The sequence below is a fragment of the Prauserella cavernicola genome (genome assembly GCF_016595675.1).
Taxonomy (GTDB): domain Bacteria; phylum Actinomycetota; class Actinomycetes; order Mycobacteriales; family Pseudonocardiaceae; genus Prauserella_A; species Prauserella_A cavernicola.
In genome coordinates this window covers 495093-511766 of record NZ_JAENJH010000004.1, presented here as the reverse complement: position 1 = coordinate 511766, position 16674 = coordinate 495093, and the positions used below count along the sequence as shown (strand labels likewise).

Sequence of the window (16674 nt, the reverse complement as noted above, 5' to 3'; positions counted from 1 at the left end):
CCTGTTGTGACTTGCGATCCGCCGCCCGGCATCAGCTCAGGCCCAGTTCTTCGTCGATGTAGCGCAGGATGTCTTCCTCACTCGCCGTGTCCAGGTCCTCCGCGTCCCCGGTTTCGGCCTCGGCCGTCCTCGTCCGCTCACGCCACCGGCTGAGCAGCGTCTCCAGCCGCGCGGTGACCCGGGCGGCCGCTTCGTCGGTCCTCGGTTCGGCCAGCACCTCCTCGAGCCGGTCCACCGCTTCGGTGAAGGACTCCCGTTCGATCTGCTCGGGCAGCAGCAGCCCCAGCAGGTGCTCGCCGAGAGCCTCCGGTGTCGGCTGGTCGAAGACCAGCGTGGTGGGCAGCCGTAGCCCGGTGACGGCCGAAAGCCGGTTCCGCAGCTCGACCGCGGTGAGCGAGTCGAAACCGAGGTCGGCGAACGGGCTCGAGGGCGGCAGGGCATCGGTCGACGGGTGCCCGAGCACGGCCGCGCAATGCTCACGCACGACTTCGACCACCAGTCGCAGCCGCTCCTCCCCGGCGAGGGACACCGCGCGTTCGCGCAACGACCGGGTGGCGGTGTCGCGCCGGGTGGTCCGAACCAGCTCCCGGAACAGCGGGGACGCGTGCTCGCCGTGGCGGGACAGGTCCAGCCGAGCGGGCACCGTGTGTGCCCGTCCCCCGCTCACCGCGCGGTCGAACAGTGCCAGTCCTTCCGCGGTCTCCAGTGGCTGGATCCCGCCTCGGCTCAGCCGCCGCCGGTCAACCTCGCCAAGCGTCGCGGTCAGCTCGCTGTCCTCGGCCCACAGCCCCCACGACAGCGAGTGCGCGGGCAGGCCGGACTCCCGTCGCCGCATCGCGAGGGCGTCGAGGAACGCGTTCGCCGCGGCGTAGTTCGCCTGCCCCGCGGAGCCCAGCGCACCGGCTGCGGAGGAGAACAGCACGAACAGGTCCAGCTCGCCCGTGAGTTCGTGTAGATGCCAGGCTGCGTCGACCTTCGGCCGGAGCACCGCGTCCACCCGTTCCGGGGACAGCGAAGCGAGCACCCCGTCGTCGAGCACCCCTGCCGCGTGGACGACACCGCGCAGCTCCGGAATCGTGCTCAGCAGGTCGGCCACCGCCGACCGGTCGGCGACGTCGCAGGTGGCGAGCCTCACCTGCGCGCCACTCGCACGTAGTTCGGCTGCGAGTTCGGCCGCGCCGGGAGCCGTCTCGCCCCGACGACCGGCGAGCACCAGCTCGGTCACGCCGTGCACGGTCACCAGATGCCGGGCTACGGCCGAGCCGACCCCGCCCGTACCACCGGTGACCAGGACGGTGCCGTTCCACTGCTTCGCGTCGCCGTCCGCGCCGTCCCTGTCCGCCGGGACCCGGCCCAGGCGCGGCACGTAGGCACGCTCGCCGCGGATCGCGAGTTCGGGCTCGCCGGGCGCGACCGGGAGGGTGATCTCGGGCGTCTCACACCGCACCGACGGGAAGTCGACCAGGACGAGGCGGTCCGGGTGTTCCGCCTGCGCCGACCGCACCATCCCGCGTACCGCCGCAGCCACCGGATCCACCTTCTCGTCTCCCGTGACCGCGACTCCGGAACCTGTCACGATCACCAGAGGCGCCTCAGTGGTTCGTTCGTCGGCCAGCCATTCCTGCACGCGACTCAGCACGTGGCCGACCGCCTGTCGGACCTGGCCCGGCACCTCCCCTCCGCCGGGCGTCTCGCAGAGCAGCGCGGCGCCCTCGACCGGTGGTGGCCCGTCCTGCCACACGGCCAGTTTCCGGTCCACCGCCGCGCCGGCGACCCAGCGCACCTCGTACAAGGACCGCGCGGCGACCGACGCGGCCGAACGCGGCACGACGTCCCGCAACGGGCGCAGTTCGACGGAGCCCACGCTCAGCACCGGGGAACCCGTGGTGTCGAACGCCTCCAGCCGTGCCGTGTCCTCGCCGAGTGCGGTCAGCCGGACCCGCAGGGGTCCCGTGCCCGTGGCGAATGCCCGCACGTCCCGCCAGGCCGAGGGCAGGACTGGGGTCACCGCGTCCCCGATCAGCTGCCAGGCGTGCCAGAGGCTTTCGAGCAGTGCGCCCTCGTCGGAGGGCTCAACCTCGGCGCAGACTTCGCCGTCCCGCCGCCACGCCGCGCGCAGCCCGGTGAAGGCCGGGCCGAGCTCGTGCCCGGACGCGGCCAGGTCACGGTAGACCTGATCGACGTCGAGTTCCTTGGCGCCCTCGGGCGGCCACGGCCCCAGCTGTTCCGGTGCGTCGGGACCGGCTGCTGCCTGCGCACCTCGGGCATGCCGGATCCACGGCGCGTCGGCGTCGGCCTCGGGCTGGCTGTGCACGAACACCTCGCGCCGACCCGTTTCATCGGGTTCTCCGACCCTGACCTGCACGCGCAGCGCACCGGTGTCCAGCGTCAGCGGAACCTCGTGGACCAGCTCGGCGAGACCCGCGAAACCCGCGCGGTCCGCAGCGTGCAGGGCCCACTCGAGGAGCACGCCGCTAGGCACCACCGGGACACCCCGCACGAGATGGTCCTCCGACCACGACGGTGCGGCGAGCAGCCCGGAGAGCACCACCGAGCCGGTACCCGCCAGTTCGACGGCGGCACCGAGCAACGGATGCCCGGTCCGGGCCAGTCCCGCGCTGGTCAGGTCGGCGGCGTCGTCGGTGGCCTCCAGCCAGAACCGTTCCCGGTCGAAGGCGTAGGTCGGCAGGTCCACCGGCGCGAGCGGACCGGGCACGAGCGCGGGCCAGTCCAACCCGACACCGTGCGTCCACAGGGTGGCCGCCGCGTGCAGCAGTGCGGTGCGCTCGTCCTTCTTGCGCCGCAACGTACCCACGACGACGGCGTCGGTGCCGAGTGCCGCGTCGGTGATGGCGGCCGAAACCACCGGATGCGGGCTGACTTCGACGAAAGTGTCCACGCCTTGCGCGAGCAACTCCCGCACCACGTCCGCGAACCGAACCGGCTCCCGCAGGTTGCGGTACCAGTAGGCGGCAGCTGCTTCCGGGCCCGCCATCGGCGCACCGGAAACCGTGGAGTGCCAGGCGATTTCCGCCGTCTTCGGCTCAAGCCCCCGCAGTGCCGCGGCGAGGGGTTCGCGAACCGACTCGACCCCGGGCGAATGCGACGGGTAGTCCACCGCGACCTCGCGGGCGTGCACGTCCTCGGCGGCGCAGCCGTCCAGGACCTGCCGAATGGCCTCGGTGCTGCCGGCGAGGACCACCGAGCCCGGGCCGTTGACCGCGGCGATCGACACCGCATCGGGCGCTTCGGCGTGCCGTTCGATCAGTTCCCGTGCCCGGTCGGAGTCCACAGTGATCGTCGCCATTCCGCCCCGGCCGACGAGCAGTTCGGCGATGATCTCGCTGCGGCGCACCACGATTCGCGCTGCTTCGGCCCGCGACAGCACGCCCGCCACGCAAGCCGCGGCGATCTCGCCCTGGGAGTGCCCCACCACGACGTCCGGTTCGACACCGGCGGCACGCCATACGGCGGCGAGCGAAACCAGTACCGCCCACAGCGTGGGCTGGACGATTTCCACCCTCTGCAAGGAAGTCTCGTCAGCGAGCGCCTCGAACAGGTTCCAGTCCGCGAACGACGCGAGCGCGGCGGCGCATTCCCTCATCGATTCGGCGAACACCGGCGAGGAGTCCAGCAGCCCGAGCGCCATCCCGGTCCATTGGGAACCCTGGCCGGGGAAGACGAACGCCACCTTCGGATCTCGCCGCGCGGCGCCGGTGACCAGCCCGGAACTTTCGCGCTGCTTAGCCAGCTCGTCCAGCTCACGGGCGAATCCATCCACATCGGACGCCAGCACCACGGCGCGCTGCTCGAACACCGGGCGGGGCCGCATGGTCGCGGCCGACACCTCGGCCACGTCGAGGGCGGTCCGGGAAAAGTCGCGGAACTTCTCGCCGTGCAGGCGCAGGGAGGAAGCCGACTTCGCGGACAGCAGCCACGGCACCACCGCGCCGGGCCGCACGTCGAGCACACCGGCGTCGCCGGGCTCGGCGACCGGCATCGGTGGTCCCTGTTCCAGGAGCACATGGGCATTGGTGCCACTGATCCCGAACGAGGACACCGCCGCCATCCGGGGGCGACCGGTCTCGGGCCAGGCGATCTCCTCGGTGGTCAGGCGCACGGCACCCGTGGTCCAGTCCACCTGTGTGGTGGGCCGGTCCACGTGCAGGGTCCGCGGCACGACACCGTGGCGCATGGCGAGCACCATCTTGAGCACCCCGGCGATCCCGGCGGCCGCTTGGGTGTGCCCGAGGTTCGACTTCACCGAACCCAGCAGTGCCGGACGGTCCTCGGCCCGGCCCTGACCGTAGATCGACAGCAGGGCTTGCGCTTCGATCGGATCGCCCAGCGGCGTGCCGGTGCCGTGCGCCTCGATGACGTCCACGTCGCGCGGCCGGACGCCGGCCTTCGCGAGCGCCTCGGTGATCACCCGCTGCTGCGACGGGCCGTTGGGTGCGGTCAACCCGTTCGACGCGCCGTCCTGGTTCACGGCGGATCCCCGCACTACCGCGAGAATCCGGTGTCCCAGCCGCTGCGCGTCCGACAGCCGTTCGACCAGCACCATGCCCGCACCCTCGGACACACCCATGCCGTCGGCGGAGTCCGCGAACGCCTTGCAACGGCCGTCCACGGCCAGCCCGCGCTGACGCGTGAACTCGGTGAAGATACCGGGGGTGGAGACCGCGGTGACGCCACCGGCCAGTGCCGCGTCGCATTCGCCCCGTTGCAGTGCCGATACCGCCATGTCCAGCGCCACCAACGACGACGAGCACGCGGTGTCCACGGTCACCGCGGGACCTTCGAACCCGAAGGTGTAGGCGATCCGGCCGGTGGCGACGCTGCCCGCGTTGCCGTTGCTGAGGAAACCGGCGACGTTGTCCGGGACGGTCCGCAACCGGGCGGCGTACTCGTGGTACATCAACCCGGAGAACACGCCGGTCCGGCTGCCCCGCAACGAGGCCATGTCGATGCCCGCGTTTTCCACGGCTTCCCAGGAGACTTCCAGTAGTAGCCGGTGCTGCGGATCCATCGCGAGCGCCTCACGCGGGGAGATGCCGAAGAAACCGGCGTCGAAATCACCGATGCGATCGAGAAAGCCGCCGCAGGCCACCGACGAGCTGCCCGGCCGCTCGCCGTCCGGGTCGAACAGTTCCGCCAGGTTCCATCCGCGGTCGGCGGGGAATTCGCTCAGGCCTTCTTCCCCCGCCGCGAGCAGCTCCCACAGTTCGCCGGGACTGCGCACGCCCCCCGGGAACCGGCAGCTCATGCCGACGATGGCGATCGGTTCGTCCACGGCGACGGTGCGCTTAGGCTCGGCGGTCACCGGCGGGTGGCCCACCATCGCCGCGGCGAGGAAGGAAGCCAATGCCGTGGCACTGGGATAGTCGAAAACCAGGGTCGCGGGCAGGCGGAGGCCGCTGAGCTTGCCGAGCCGGTTGCGCAGTTCGACCGCCATCAGCGAATCGAAACCGAGATCCTTGAACGCCTGGTCGGGCTCGACCGCGTCCGGGGTGCCGTGCCCGAGCACCAGCGCCGCCTGCGCGCGGATCAGCTCGACGAGCATCGGTTCGCGTTCTTCGGCCGGCGCCGCGTCGAGACGTCCTTGCCAGCCGTCGCCGGACACGCGCCGAGGCGCGGCCGCCGCCAGCCCACGGAACAGCCCATCCGAAGCGACCCGGGTCAGCCTGATCGGGACCAGGTGGGCGTGTTCGGCGGCCTGTGCGCCGTCGAACAACGTGAGTCCTTCCTCCGTCGACAGCTCCCGCACACCCGCCGTCTCCAGCCGCGCCCGATGTTCGTCGGCGAGGCCGGCCGTCAGCTCGCTCGCCTCGGCCCACAGGCCCCACGAAAGCGATTGCGCGGGCAAGCCGACCGCCCGGCGATGCAGCGCGAGACCGTCGAGGAATGCGTTGGCCGCCGCGTAGCCGGACTGACCGGGCGTGCCGAACACCCCCGCCGCGGAGGAGAACAGCACGAACAGCTCGAGGTCGAGCTCACCGGTCAGGTCGTGCAGATGCCATGCGGCGTCGGCCTTGGACCGGAGCAGGCCTTCCAGCCGCTGCGGGGTCAGCGCGGTGAACAGGGCGTCGTCCACCGCGCCTGCCGCGTGCACCACGCCCCGCAACCCGGGAATCCCGGTCAGTAGCTCCGCCACGGCCTCGCGGTCGGCGACGTCGCCGCTCTCGACCCGGACCTGGGCACCGGCCGCACGCAGCTCCTCAACGAGTGCCGTCGCTCCGGGGGCTCCGGGGCCACGACGGGACACCAGCACCAGGTCGGTGACCCCGTGCGCGGTGACGAGGTGCCGCGCGATCGACGAGCCGATCACCCCCGTACCACCCGTGATCAACACGGGTCCGCCGCTCGGCCGCGCGGCAGCCCCGAGGGCGGGTTCCACACGCGCGAGCACCGGCACGAATGCCTCGCCGTCGCGCACGGCGATCTCCGGTTCCGCGGGCGCCACCAGCACGTCGTCGCCGTCGGCGAGGTCGATCAGCAGGAAGTGATCGGGATGCTCGTTCTGCACCGATCGCAGCAGCCCGTGCACGGCGGTCTGTGCGGGATCCACGTCCTCGCCGTCGTACACCGCGACCGCGTTCCGGGTCACCACGGCCAGCGGGGCGGCGTCCTCCCGCGTGCTCAGCCATTCCTGGATCCGCTCGAGCACACCGGTCAGCAGCGTGCGAGCGCGGGCAGCCCCGTTCTCGCCGTCCGGCACGAGATCGGCGCAGTCCAGCCGCGCGAAGTCGGCCGGTGGCGTTTCCGCGGCCGCGACCCGCTCCCAGCGCACGACGTGCAACGACCGCGCGGGAGCGAGTGCCGGGCCTGCCCGCAGTGGCCGCAGCACCAGCTCGTCCACCTCGGCGATCGGCACGCCCGCGTCATCCGTGATGCGCACCCGGACGGCGTCCTCGCCGACCGCGCGCAGCCACACCCGGGCTGTGCGCGAGATCGATGGATGGCCACGAAGACCGGTCCACGCGAAGGGAAGCCGCACCGTACCGGCATCGAGCAGAGCACCGCAGCCGATCGCGTGCAGCGCCGCGTCGAACAGAGCCGGGTGGACCACGAAACCGGCCTCCGGCTCGAGGTCCGCGGGCAGTGCGACCTCGGCGAAGACCTCTTCCCCGCTCCGCCACACCCGTTGCAGGCCTTGGAAAGCGGGCCCGTACTCGTGCCCTTCCTCGTACAGGGCGTCGTAAAAGCCGGTCAGGTCCACCTCATCGGCGCCGGAGGGCGGCCAGACCCCCGGCAGCGGTCCGGCGTGGGCGGCGGGTGCGGAGGCAGCGAGAACCGCGCGGGCATGCCGGGTCCACTCGCCGGAAGCGCCAACGGGCCGGGAATGGATCGTCGCCGAGCAGGAACCGCTTTCGTCGATCCCGGTCAGCTGCACCCGCAGTGCGTACTCGGCAGCGCCCTCGATCACCAGCGGCGCCTCCAGAGTCAGTTCTTCGACTCCCTCGGCGCGGTCGCGCGCGACGCGCAGCATCAGGTCGGCGAAGACAGTGCCGGGGACCAGAACTGCGCCGTTCACCGCGTGGTCGGCCAGCCAGGGCAGCGCGCGCACCGACACCGTCCCGGTGAACAGGGCCGGCCCGCCGGGCTCGATGTCGGACGACGCCGCCAGAACCGGGTGTCCCGCCAGGTCGAGCCCGAGATCCACGGGCGAGCTCACCGCGTCCTTGCCGCGCAGCCAGAAGCGCTGTCGCCGGAAGGCGTAGGTCGGCAGCTCCGCCGGCTCCGCCGCGGGCAGCAGAGCTGACCAGTCGATCCCGACACCCCGCGTCCACAGGGTCGCGGCCGATCGCAGCAGCGTGGTCACCTCGTCGGAGTCCCGGCGCAGCGAGCCCACCACGACGGCATCCTTCGCACCCGCCGCAGCGGCCAGCTCCGCGACGGCGCCGGTGAGCACCGAATGCGGGCTGATCTCGACGAACGTGTCGACCCCCTGGCCCGCGAGCTCGGTGATGGCCGCTGCGAAACGCACCTGCTCACGCAGGTTCCGGTACCAGTAGCGGGCATCGGGTGCCGTGAGCGGCTCGACCGTGACCGACGACAGCATCGGGATCGCTGCTCGTCCGGGGATGATCGGCTCGGCCAAGGCCAGCAGCTCGTCCTCGATGCGCTCGACGTGCGGCGTGTGCGAGGCGTAGTCGACCGGAAGGGTCCGGACCCGCAGTCCCGCTTGCACGGCATCGGCGGTGAGCTCGGCGAGCGACTCGGGCGCACCGGCGAGCACGGTCGCCTCCTCGTCGTTGGTCGCCGCGATCCACAGCTGCTCGCGGCCGGCCATCAGCTCCGTGCACCGCTGCGGGGAGGCCGCGAGGGACACCATGCCGCCGAGGCCCGCGAGACCCGCGCCGATGGCCTTGCTGCGCAACGCGACCAGCCGGGCGCCGTCTTCGACGGACAGCAAGCCGGCGACACACGCGGCGGCAATCTCACCCTGAGAGTGCCCCACCACAACGTCCGGCGTCACCCCGATCGCCTGCCAGGTCCGGGCGAGCGACACCATCACCGCCCACAACGCCGGCTGGACCACGTCGACCCGGTTCAGCGCCGCCTCGTCGTCCAGCACCGCTAGCAGGTCCCAGTCGACGTGCTGGGCCAGTGCGACCGCACATTCGTTCAGCGAGTCGGCGAAGACCGGAGAGCTCGCTGCGAGCCCGCTCGCCATACCCACCCACTGGGCGCCCTGACCGGGGAAGACGAAGGCCGTACGCGCCCCTTCCCTGGCCCTGCCGCGGATCGTGTCCGGGGTCTCGATTCCTTCGCTGAGGGCGTTCGCCTCGTGCCGCAGCGCGGCGGTGCCGGCGCCGAACAGCACCGCCCGGTGCTCGAGCCCGGCCCGAGTCCGGCACAACGCCGTGGCGACAGCCGCGACGTCGGTGTCCGGACCGGCGAACGCACGGAGCCGGGCGGCTTGCGCACCCAGCCCGGACTCCGACCTGGCGGACAGCAGCCACGGCACGGCCGCCCGGCCGAGCACGGGCCGCGTGGTGCCGGCGGCCGGGCGCTCGAGGTCGGGGGCCTGCTCCAGTACGACGTGCGCGTTGGTGCCGGAGATGCCGAACGCGGACACCGCCGCGCGCCTCGGCCGGCCGGTCTCCGGCCAGGAAACCGGTTCGGTGACCAGCTCGACCGCACCGGATGCCCAGTCCACGTGCGGGCTCGGCTCGGTCACGTGCAGGGTTGGCGGCACGACGCCGTGCCGCAATGCGAGCAGCATCTTGATGATCCCGGCGACCCCGGCCGCGGCCTGGCTGTGCCCGATGTTGGACTTCACCGAGCCCAGCAGCACGGGTGCGCCCTCGCTCCGGTGCTGCCCGTAGGTGGCGAGCAGCGCCTGTGCCTCGATCGGATCGCCCAGCGAGGTTCCGGTGCCGTGTGCCTCCACCACATCCACGTCTGACGTGGACAGTCCGGCGTTGTCGAGGCAACTGCGGATCACGCGCTGCTGTGCCGGGCCGTTCGGCGCGGTCAGCCCGTTCGACGCACCGTCCTGGTTCACCGCACTACCCCGGACGAGGCCGAGGATGCGCCTGCCGTTGCGGCGGGCGTCGGAGAGCCGCTCAAGCACGAGCAGTCCGACGCCCTCACTCCACGCGGTCCCGTCCGCTGTCGCGGAGAACGCCTTGCACAGGCCGTCGGGCGCCAGCCCGCGCTGCTTGCTGAACTCGGTGAAGACGGCGGGGGTCGTCATCACCATGACTCCGCCGGCCAGCGCCAGCGACGTCTCCCGCAGTCGCAACGACTGCACGGCGAGGTGGAGCGCCACCAGCGAGGACGAGCACGCGGTGTCCACCGTGACGGCCGGGCCCTCCAGCCCGTAGGTGTAGGCGAGCCGGCCGGAGAAGACGCTGGATGCGTTGCCGGTCAACAGATAGCCCTCGATGCCGGACTGTCCGTCGTGGACTCCGGCGCCGTAGCCGGAGAGCCCGCCACCGACGAACACCCCGGTGTCACCACCGGCCAGGCTGTGCGGGTCGATCCCCGACCGCTCGAACGCCTCCCAGGAGCCCTCCAGCAGCAGCCGCTGCTGCGGGTCCATCGCGAGTGCCTCGCGGGGGGAGATGTCGAAGAAACCGGCGTCGAAATCCGGGGCGCCGTCGATGAACCCGCCACGCCGGACGTAGGAGCTGCGCGGCCGGTCGCCGTCGGGATCGTAGAGCTCGGCAAGATCCCAGTCGCGATCGTCGGGAAAGTCGGTCATCCCGGCCCGGCCCTGGGAAACCAGCTCCCACAGCTGCTCCGGTGAACTGACCCCACCCGGAAACCGGCAGCTCATGCCGATCACGGCGATCGGCTCGCGGGCGGCGTCCTCAACGGCGCGCAACCGATCATGGGCCTCGCGGGTCTCGCCGATGGCCTGCTTGAGGTAGCCACGTAGCCGGTCCTCGGTGGACGACTCGTTCGACTTCTCCGGGGTTGACATGGGATCTCTTCCGATCTGCCGGGGTCGGGCGGCGGTGGTCAGCTCGACCAGGGCTTGCGGTCCATGAGCGCGAACAATTCGTCGTCGGTGGCCGTGGCCAGATCGTCACCGGCCGGGCCCGCGGGCACGGTCTCGATCTCGGCGGCCCAGTTCTCGGCCAGTGTGCGGAGCCGAGCCGCGAGGCCCGAACGCGCCGGGTGCCCGGACTCCACGCCGTTCAGAGCGCGTTCCAGCTCACCCAGCGCCGCCTCGGCGAGCTGGGACGAGTCGACCTCCGGCTGCAGACGGTCGCGTAGGTAGGCGGCGAGGAGACCCGGCGTGGGATGGTCGAACATCACCGTCGCGGGCAGGGTCAGCCCGGTCGCGGCGGCGAGCCTGTTGCGGAGCTCGATCGCGGTCAGCGAGTCGAAACCGTGCGCCTTGAACTGCTGCCTCGCCGAGATCCCCGCCGGGTCGTCCTGCCCGAGCACGGCGGCCGCCTGGACCCGGACGACCTCGGTCAACCGGTCCTCGCACTCCTCGGGCGAGAGCCCGTCCAGTCGCAGTCGGGCGGTCGTCGCCGGCGCCGACGCAGCGGCGCGCTTGGCGCCACCGCGCACCACCGAACTCAGCAGTGACGGTACGTCACCGCGGAACACCTCGGTGTCCAGGTCGACCGGTACCGCGCAGGTCTCGCCGGAGTCGAGCACCGCCCCGAACAGCGCCACACCGTCCGTGGTGGACAGTGGGCGGACGCCGCGACGGCCCAGCCTGTCCCCTCCGTCCTCAAGGTCGGCCGTCAGCCCGCTGCGCTCGGCCCACAGGCCCCACGCCAGCGACTGAGCCGGCAGCCCGGCGCGACGGCGATGCTGGGCCAGCGCGTCGAGAAACGCGTTCGCCGCCGCGTAGTTGCCCTGGCCGGGCGCGCCGAACACCCCCGCCGCCGACGAGAACATCGCGAACAGCCGGAGATCGCGTCCACGGGTCAGCTCGTGCAGATGCCAAGCGGCATCGGCCTTCGGGCGCAGGACTGTGTCCACGCGTTCCGGGGTCAGCGCGAACAGCACGCCGTCGTCAAGCACCCCGGCCGCGTGCACCACCCCGCACAGGTCCGGCACGCCGTCCACCAGTTCGGCCAGCGCCGCCCGGTCGGACACGTCACACGCGGCGATCCGGACGCTCGCGCCCAGCGCCCGCAGTTCCTCCGCGAGCTCGTCGGCGCCGGCCGCGGCGGATCCGCTGCGACCGACGAGGACCAGGTCCCGCACGCCACGGTCGGCGACCAGGTGGCGTGCCACTGCGCCGCCGATGAGGCCGGTTCCGCCTGTGATCAGCACGGTGCCGTCGAGCGCCCCGGGCGGCGCGGTCAGCACGACCTTGCCGACGTGCCGGGCCTTGCTCAGGTGCCGGAACGCGTCGCGTGCGCAGCGGGTGTCCCACGCCGTGACCGGCAGCGGGGTCAGCGCGCCCGCGCCGAACAGCCCGGCCAGGTCGGCGAACATCTCGCGCACTCGGTCGGGACCCGCCTCGCCGAGATCGAACGCGCGATAGCGGACCTCCGGCCAATCCCGCGCGACGTCCTCGGCCGACCGGATGTCGGTCTTGCCCATCTCGATGAACCTGCCGCCAGGCCCGAGCAGGTTCAGCGACGCGTCCACGAACTCCCGCGCCAGGCTGTTGAGCACCACGTCGATGCCCCGGCCGTCGCGCTCGGCCCGGAATCGCTCGGCGAACTCCAGCGTGCGCGACGAGCCCAGCCGCGACGGCGACACGCCGCCTGCCAGCACGGTCGGCCACTTCGGTTCGCTCGCGGTGGCGTAGACATCGACGCCCCAGTGCCGCGCCAGCTGCACGGCGGCCATGCCGACGCCGCCCGCCGCCGCGTGCACGAGCAGCGATTCACCTCGCTGGACTCCGGCCAGGTCGGTCAGCGCGTAGTAGGCGGTCAGGAATGCCGAGGGCACGGTCGCCCCTTCCGCGAACGACCAGCCCTCCGGGAGCGGGATGATCACCCGGGTGTCGGCGATGGCCACCGGGCCTGCGTACGAAGCGGACATCAGGCCCAGCACGCGATCTCCCACAGCGAACCCGGTCACCCCGGGCCCCACCTCCACGACCACGCCGGCGCCCTCGCCGCCGTAGTCGATCTCGCTGAAGGACTGGGCCATCGACACCATGCCCAGTGCGAGCAGCACGTCGCGGAAGTTGACCCCGGTCGCCCGCACGGACACCCGGACCTGGCCTTCGGTCAGCGGCTCGGCCGCTCGCGGACAGGGCACCAGGCCGAGGCCTTCGAGGGTGCCGCTGCCGTCCAGATCGAGACTCCACGGTGCCGGGGGCGCGACAAGGCTTTCCGCCTGCGTCGCGCGGACCAGCCGCGGGCCGAATGCTTCACCGTCGCGTACCGCGACCTCGGCCTCGCCGGTCCGTAGTACCGACTTCGCGGTTTCCGAGAGGAGCGCGAGGTCCTCGACGTCGAGCTGCCGGACGCGGCCGGGGTTTTCCGAGCACGCGGTCCGCACCAGACCACGCGCGGCGGCCTGCGCCACGTCCACGGCATCACCGGGCAGCACGGCCGCCCCACGGCAGGTCACGACCACGAGCGTGCTGTCCACGGTTTCGTCGGCAGCGAGCCATTCCCGGATCGCGGCCAGCACACCGTGCACGACGGCACGGGTGCGCGCAGGCACGTCGCCGTCGGCCCGCGGAACGGGCAGCAGGACGGAACCGGGCAGCGAGTGGCCCGCACGCACCGCGGCGAGCAGCTCTTCCACGCTGGCGAATGGCGCCTCGTCCGCGCCGAGGACCGCGTGGTCCGGTACTTCGGCGTTCTCGGCGAGCAGGAGCCGTTTCCAGTCCAGCCGATACAGCGAATCCGGGGTGGTATCCCGGCCTGCGGCCAGATCCGAGGCCGCGACGGGCCGGGTCGTCAGGGCCGACACGGTGGCCACCGGCTCACCGGCGGTGTCGGCGACGTCGACCGACACGCGATCGCCGTCACTCACCAACCGTGCGCGGGCCACGCCGGCGCCCGTGGAGTGGATGCGGACGCCGGCGAAGGAGAACGGCAGCCGGGGTTCGATCTCACCGCCCTCGGCGAAGGCGAGCGCCGCCGAGGCGTGCAAAGCCGAGTCGAGCAACGCCGGGTGCAGCCAGTGCAGCGCGGCCCCGGCCGCCTCCGGTAGGGCGAGCTCGGCGAAGATCTCCTCATCGCGACGCCACAGCGCGCTCAGTCCACGGAACACCGGACCGTACTCGTATCCCTGCGCCGCAAGCCATTCGTAGAGCCCGTCGACGGAGATCGCGGTGGCGCCCGCCGGCGGCCACTGGGCCAGCTCGGTCCCCGGAGAGCCCGCCTCGGTTGCCACGGTGCCCGACGCGTGGCTGACCCACTGCTCGGCACCGTCCGCGGAGGACCTGATCTGCACCGGCCTGCGGTCGTACTCGTCGGCCGGCCCGATCGTCACCTGCAGCTCGGCGGACACGCCCGCGGGCAAGGTCAGCGGCGTCTCGATGACCAGTTCCTCGAGGTTCTCGCACCCCGCCAGCTGCCCGGCGCGCAGCGCCATCTCCACCAGCGCCGTGCCCGGGACCAGCACGTCGCCGAGCAGGGCGTGCTCGGCCAGCCAGGCGGGCGACTCCCGCGAGATGCGCCCGGTACACACGATCCCGCCGTCGGCGAGCCGGACCCCGGCCGCCAGCAACGGGTGGCCGATCGCGACGAGCCCGGCGCTCGCGAGCCCGGCGGGTTCGTCGCCGGCAGCCGAGAGCCAGTAACGCTTGCGGTCGAACGCATAGGTCGGCAGTTCGGCGCCGGGCCCGGCGCCGAGCACTGCCGCCCAGTCCAGCTCCACCCCGGCCACCCACAGCTGCGCCAGAGATCTCAGGAACCCGCGCAACCCGTCCGCGTCACGGACTGTCCCAGCCACCACGGAGTCCTGCCCCAGCTCGTCACTCACCGCGTCGGTGAGCAGCGGATACCCGCCGATCTCCACGAGCACGGATCGCTCGGCACCGGGCAACGCCCGCACCGTCTCGGCGAACCGGGCGGGCTCCCGCAGGTTGCGGACCCAGTACCCCGACCCCTTGGCCTCATCCATTATGGACAGGTCAACCGTGGAGTACCAGGGCACTTCGCCCGTCGTCATGACGATTTCCCCGAGTTGGCCGTCGTCCGGCGCGTCCCCGTCCGCCTCCGCGGCACCGCGCAGCACGACAAGGCGTGCGCCGTCCGACAGCGACAGCGCACCGGACACACAGGCGGCGGCGATCTCGCCGTGCGCACACCCCAGCGTCGCCGACGGCGTCACTCCGACGGAGCGCCACAACGCGGCGAGCGAGATCTGCACCGCCCACGAGACGGGCTGCGCGACGGCGGGGGTTGCCATCGCGTCCTCATCCGACAACACTTCGCGCGGATCCCAGTCCACAAAGGATGACATCTCAGTGGCGCACTCGGCCATCGAGTCGGCGAAGACCGGTGAGGTCCTCAGCAGATCCGCCGCCGCTTCGACCCGCTCCGTACCCTCGCCGGGAAAGACGAAGACGACCCCTTCCGGTTCCCGCGCCACGCCGGTCACCACGGTGTCGTCGTCGGCCTCGCCCTCGGCCAGCGCCGCGAGACCGGCGGGTGCCTGGTCAGGGTCCGTGAGCAGGAGCGCGCGAAAACGCAACGCCGAGCGCCCCGCCGCCAGGGCCCGTGCGACGGCCCCGGTCTCGCTTTCGGTGTTCGGCACGGCGCCGAGAAGAGTGTGGGCCTGCCGCCGCAGAGCGGCTTCGGAATGCCCCGACAGCGCCCACAGCACTGGACCACCCTGCTGGGCCAGACCGAGCCGCGGCGCCTCCGCCGACTCGTCCGGGGGAGCCTGCTCCAGAACGACGTGCGCGTTGGTCCCGCTGACCCCGAACGCCGACACCGCGCTCCGGCGAGGTCGCTGCGTGTCCGGCCAGCCGGCGGACTCGGTCGCCAGCTCCACTGCGCCGCCCGTCCAGTCCACGTGCGGCGTCGGCTCGTCCGCGTGCAGCGTCATCGGCACGACGCCATGGCGCATCGCGAGCACCATCTTGATCACGCCGGCCACCCCGGCCGCGGCCTGGGTGTGGCCGATGTTCGACTTGACCGAACCCAGCAGCACGGGTGCGCTCTCGCCCCGGTGCTGCCCGTAGGTGGCGAGCAGAGCCTCCGCCTCGATCGGATCACCCAGTGCCGTACCGGTCCCGTGCGCCTCGAGCACGTCGACATCGGAGGTACCGAGCCCCGAGTTCGCCAGCGCCTGGCGGATCACGCTCTGCTGCGCGAGGCCACTCGGCGCGGTCAGCCCGTTCGACGCCCCGTCCTGATTCACCGCCGAGCCACGGACCACGGCCAGCACTCGCCTGCCCGCGCGCACCGCGTCGCTCAACCGCTGCAGCAGCAGGACACCCACGCCTTCGGCCCAGGCGGTGCCGTCGGCCGCCGCGGAGAACGCCTTGCAGCGGCCGTCCGCCGCCAGGCCCTGCTGTTTGCTGAACTCGGTGAAGATGCTGGGGGTGGACATCACCGTCGCGCCGCAGGCCAGCGCCAGCTCGCACTCGCCCTTGCGCAGCGACTGGGCGGCCAGGTGCAGCGCGACCAGCGACGAGGAGCAGGCGGTGTCCACGGTGAGCGCGGGCCCTTCGAACCCGAACGTGTAAGCCAGCCTGCCGGACGCGACGCTGGCCGCGTTGCCGATGCCGACGTACCCCTCGACCTCGGGCCGGGGCTTGCCGAGCAGCAGCGTCGCGTAGTCCTGGCCGCTAGTCCCGACGAACACCCCGGTCCGGGAGCCCCGCAGCGTCGAGGGATCCACGCCTGCCCGCTCGAAGACCTCCCACGAGGTCTCCAGCAGGAGCCGCTGCTGGGGGTCCATCGCCAGCGCCTCCCGCGGCGAAATGCCGAAGAACTCGGCGTCGAACAACGGGGCATCGTGCAGGAACCCACCGAACCTCGTGGCGGACCCGGTACGGCCGGCCTCGTCCGGGGTGGACAACGCGTCCAGATCCCAGCCGCGGTCGGTGGGGAACTCGGAAATGGCCTCGCCGCCGCCGTCGAGCAGCTGCCATAGCTGTTCCGGGGAGTCGATGCCACCGGGATACCGGCAGGCCATGCCGACGATCGCCAGCGGTTCGCGGTCCGCTCCCTCGACCTCGGCCAGGCGGTTCCGCACGCGGTGCAGATCGGCGGTGACCCGCTTGAGGTAGTCGAGCGCCTTGTCGTCGCCGGTCAGTTGCTGCTCAGTCAT

The 16674-nt window shown here is 72.2% G+C and carries 2 protein-coding genes; both read right to left on the bottom strand.

Translation table 11 applies throughout. From position 1 onward, the window contains the following. Nucleotides 1–31 precede the first annotated feature (31 nt). A complete protein-coding gene (locus JHE00_RS19920) occupies nt 32–10435 on the bottom strand; it encodes a type I polyketide synthase (RefSeq protein WP_200320191.1) in 10404 nt (3467 codons plus the stop codon). A gap of 38 nt (nt 10436–10473) precedes the next feature. Continuing rightward, a complete protein-coding gene (locus tag JHE00_RS19915; protein ID WP_443678457.1) occupies nt 10474–16659 on the bottom strand; it encodes an SDR family NAD(P)-dependent oxidoreductase in 6186 nt (2061 codons plus the stop codon). Between the last annotated feature and the right edge of the window lie 15 nt (nt 16660–16674).

Coding starts and splice junctions, on each gene's coding strand:
- JHE00_RS19920 (WP_200320191.1), bottom strand. CDS start 10,435: ATGTCAACCCCGGAGAAGTCGAACGAGTCGTCCACCGAGGACCGGCTA.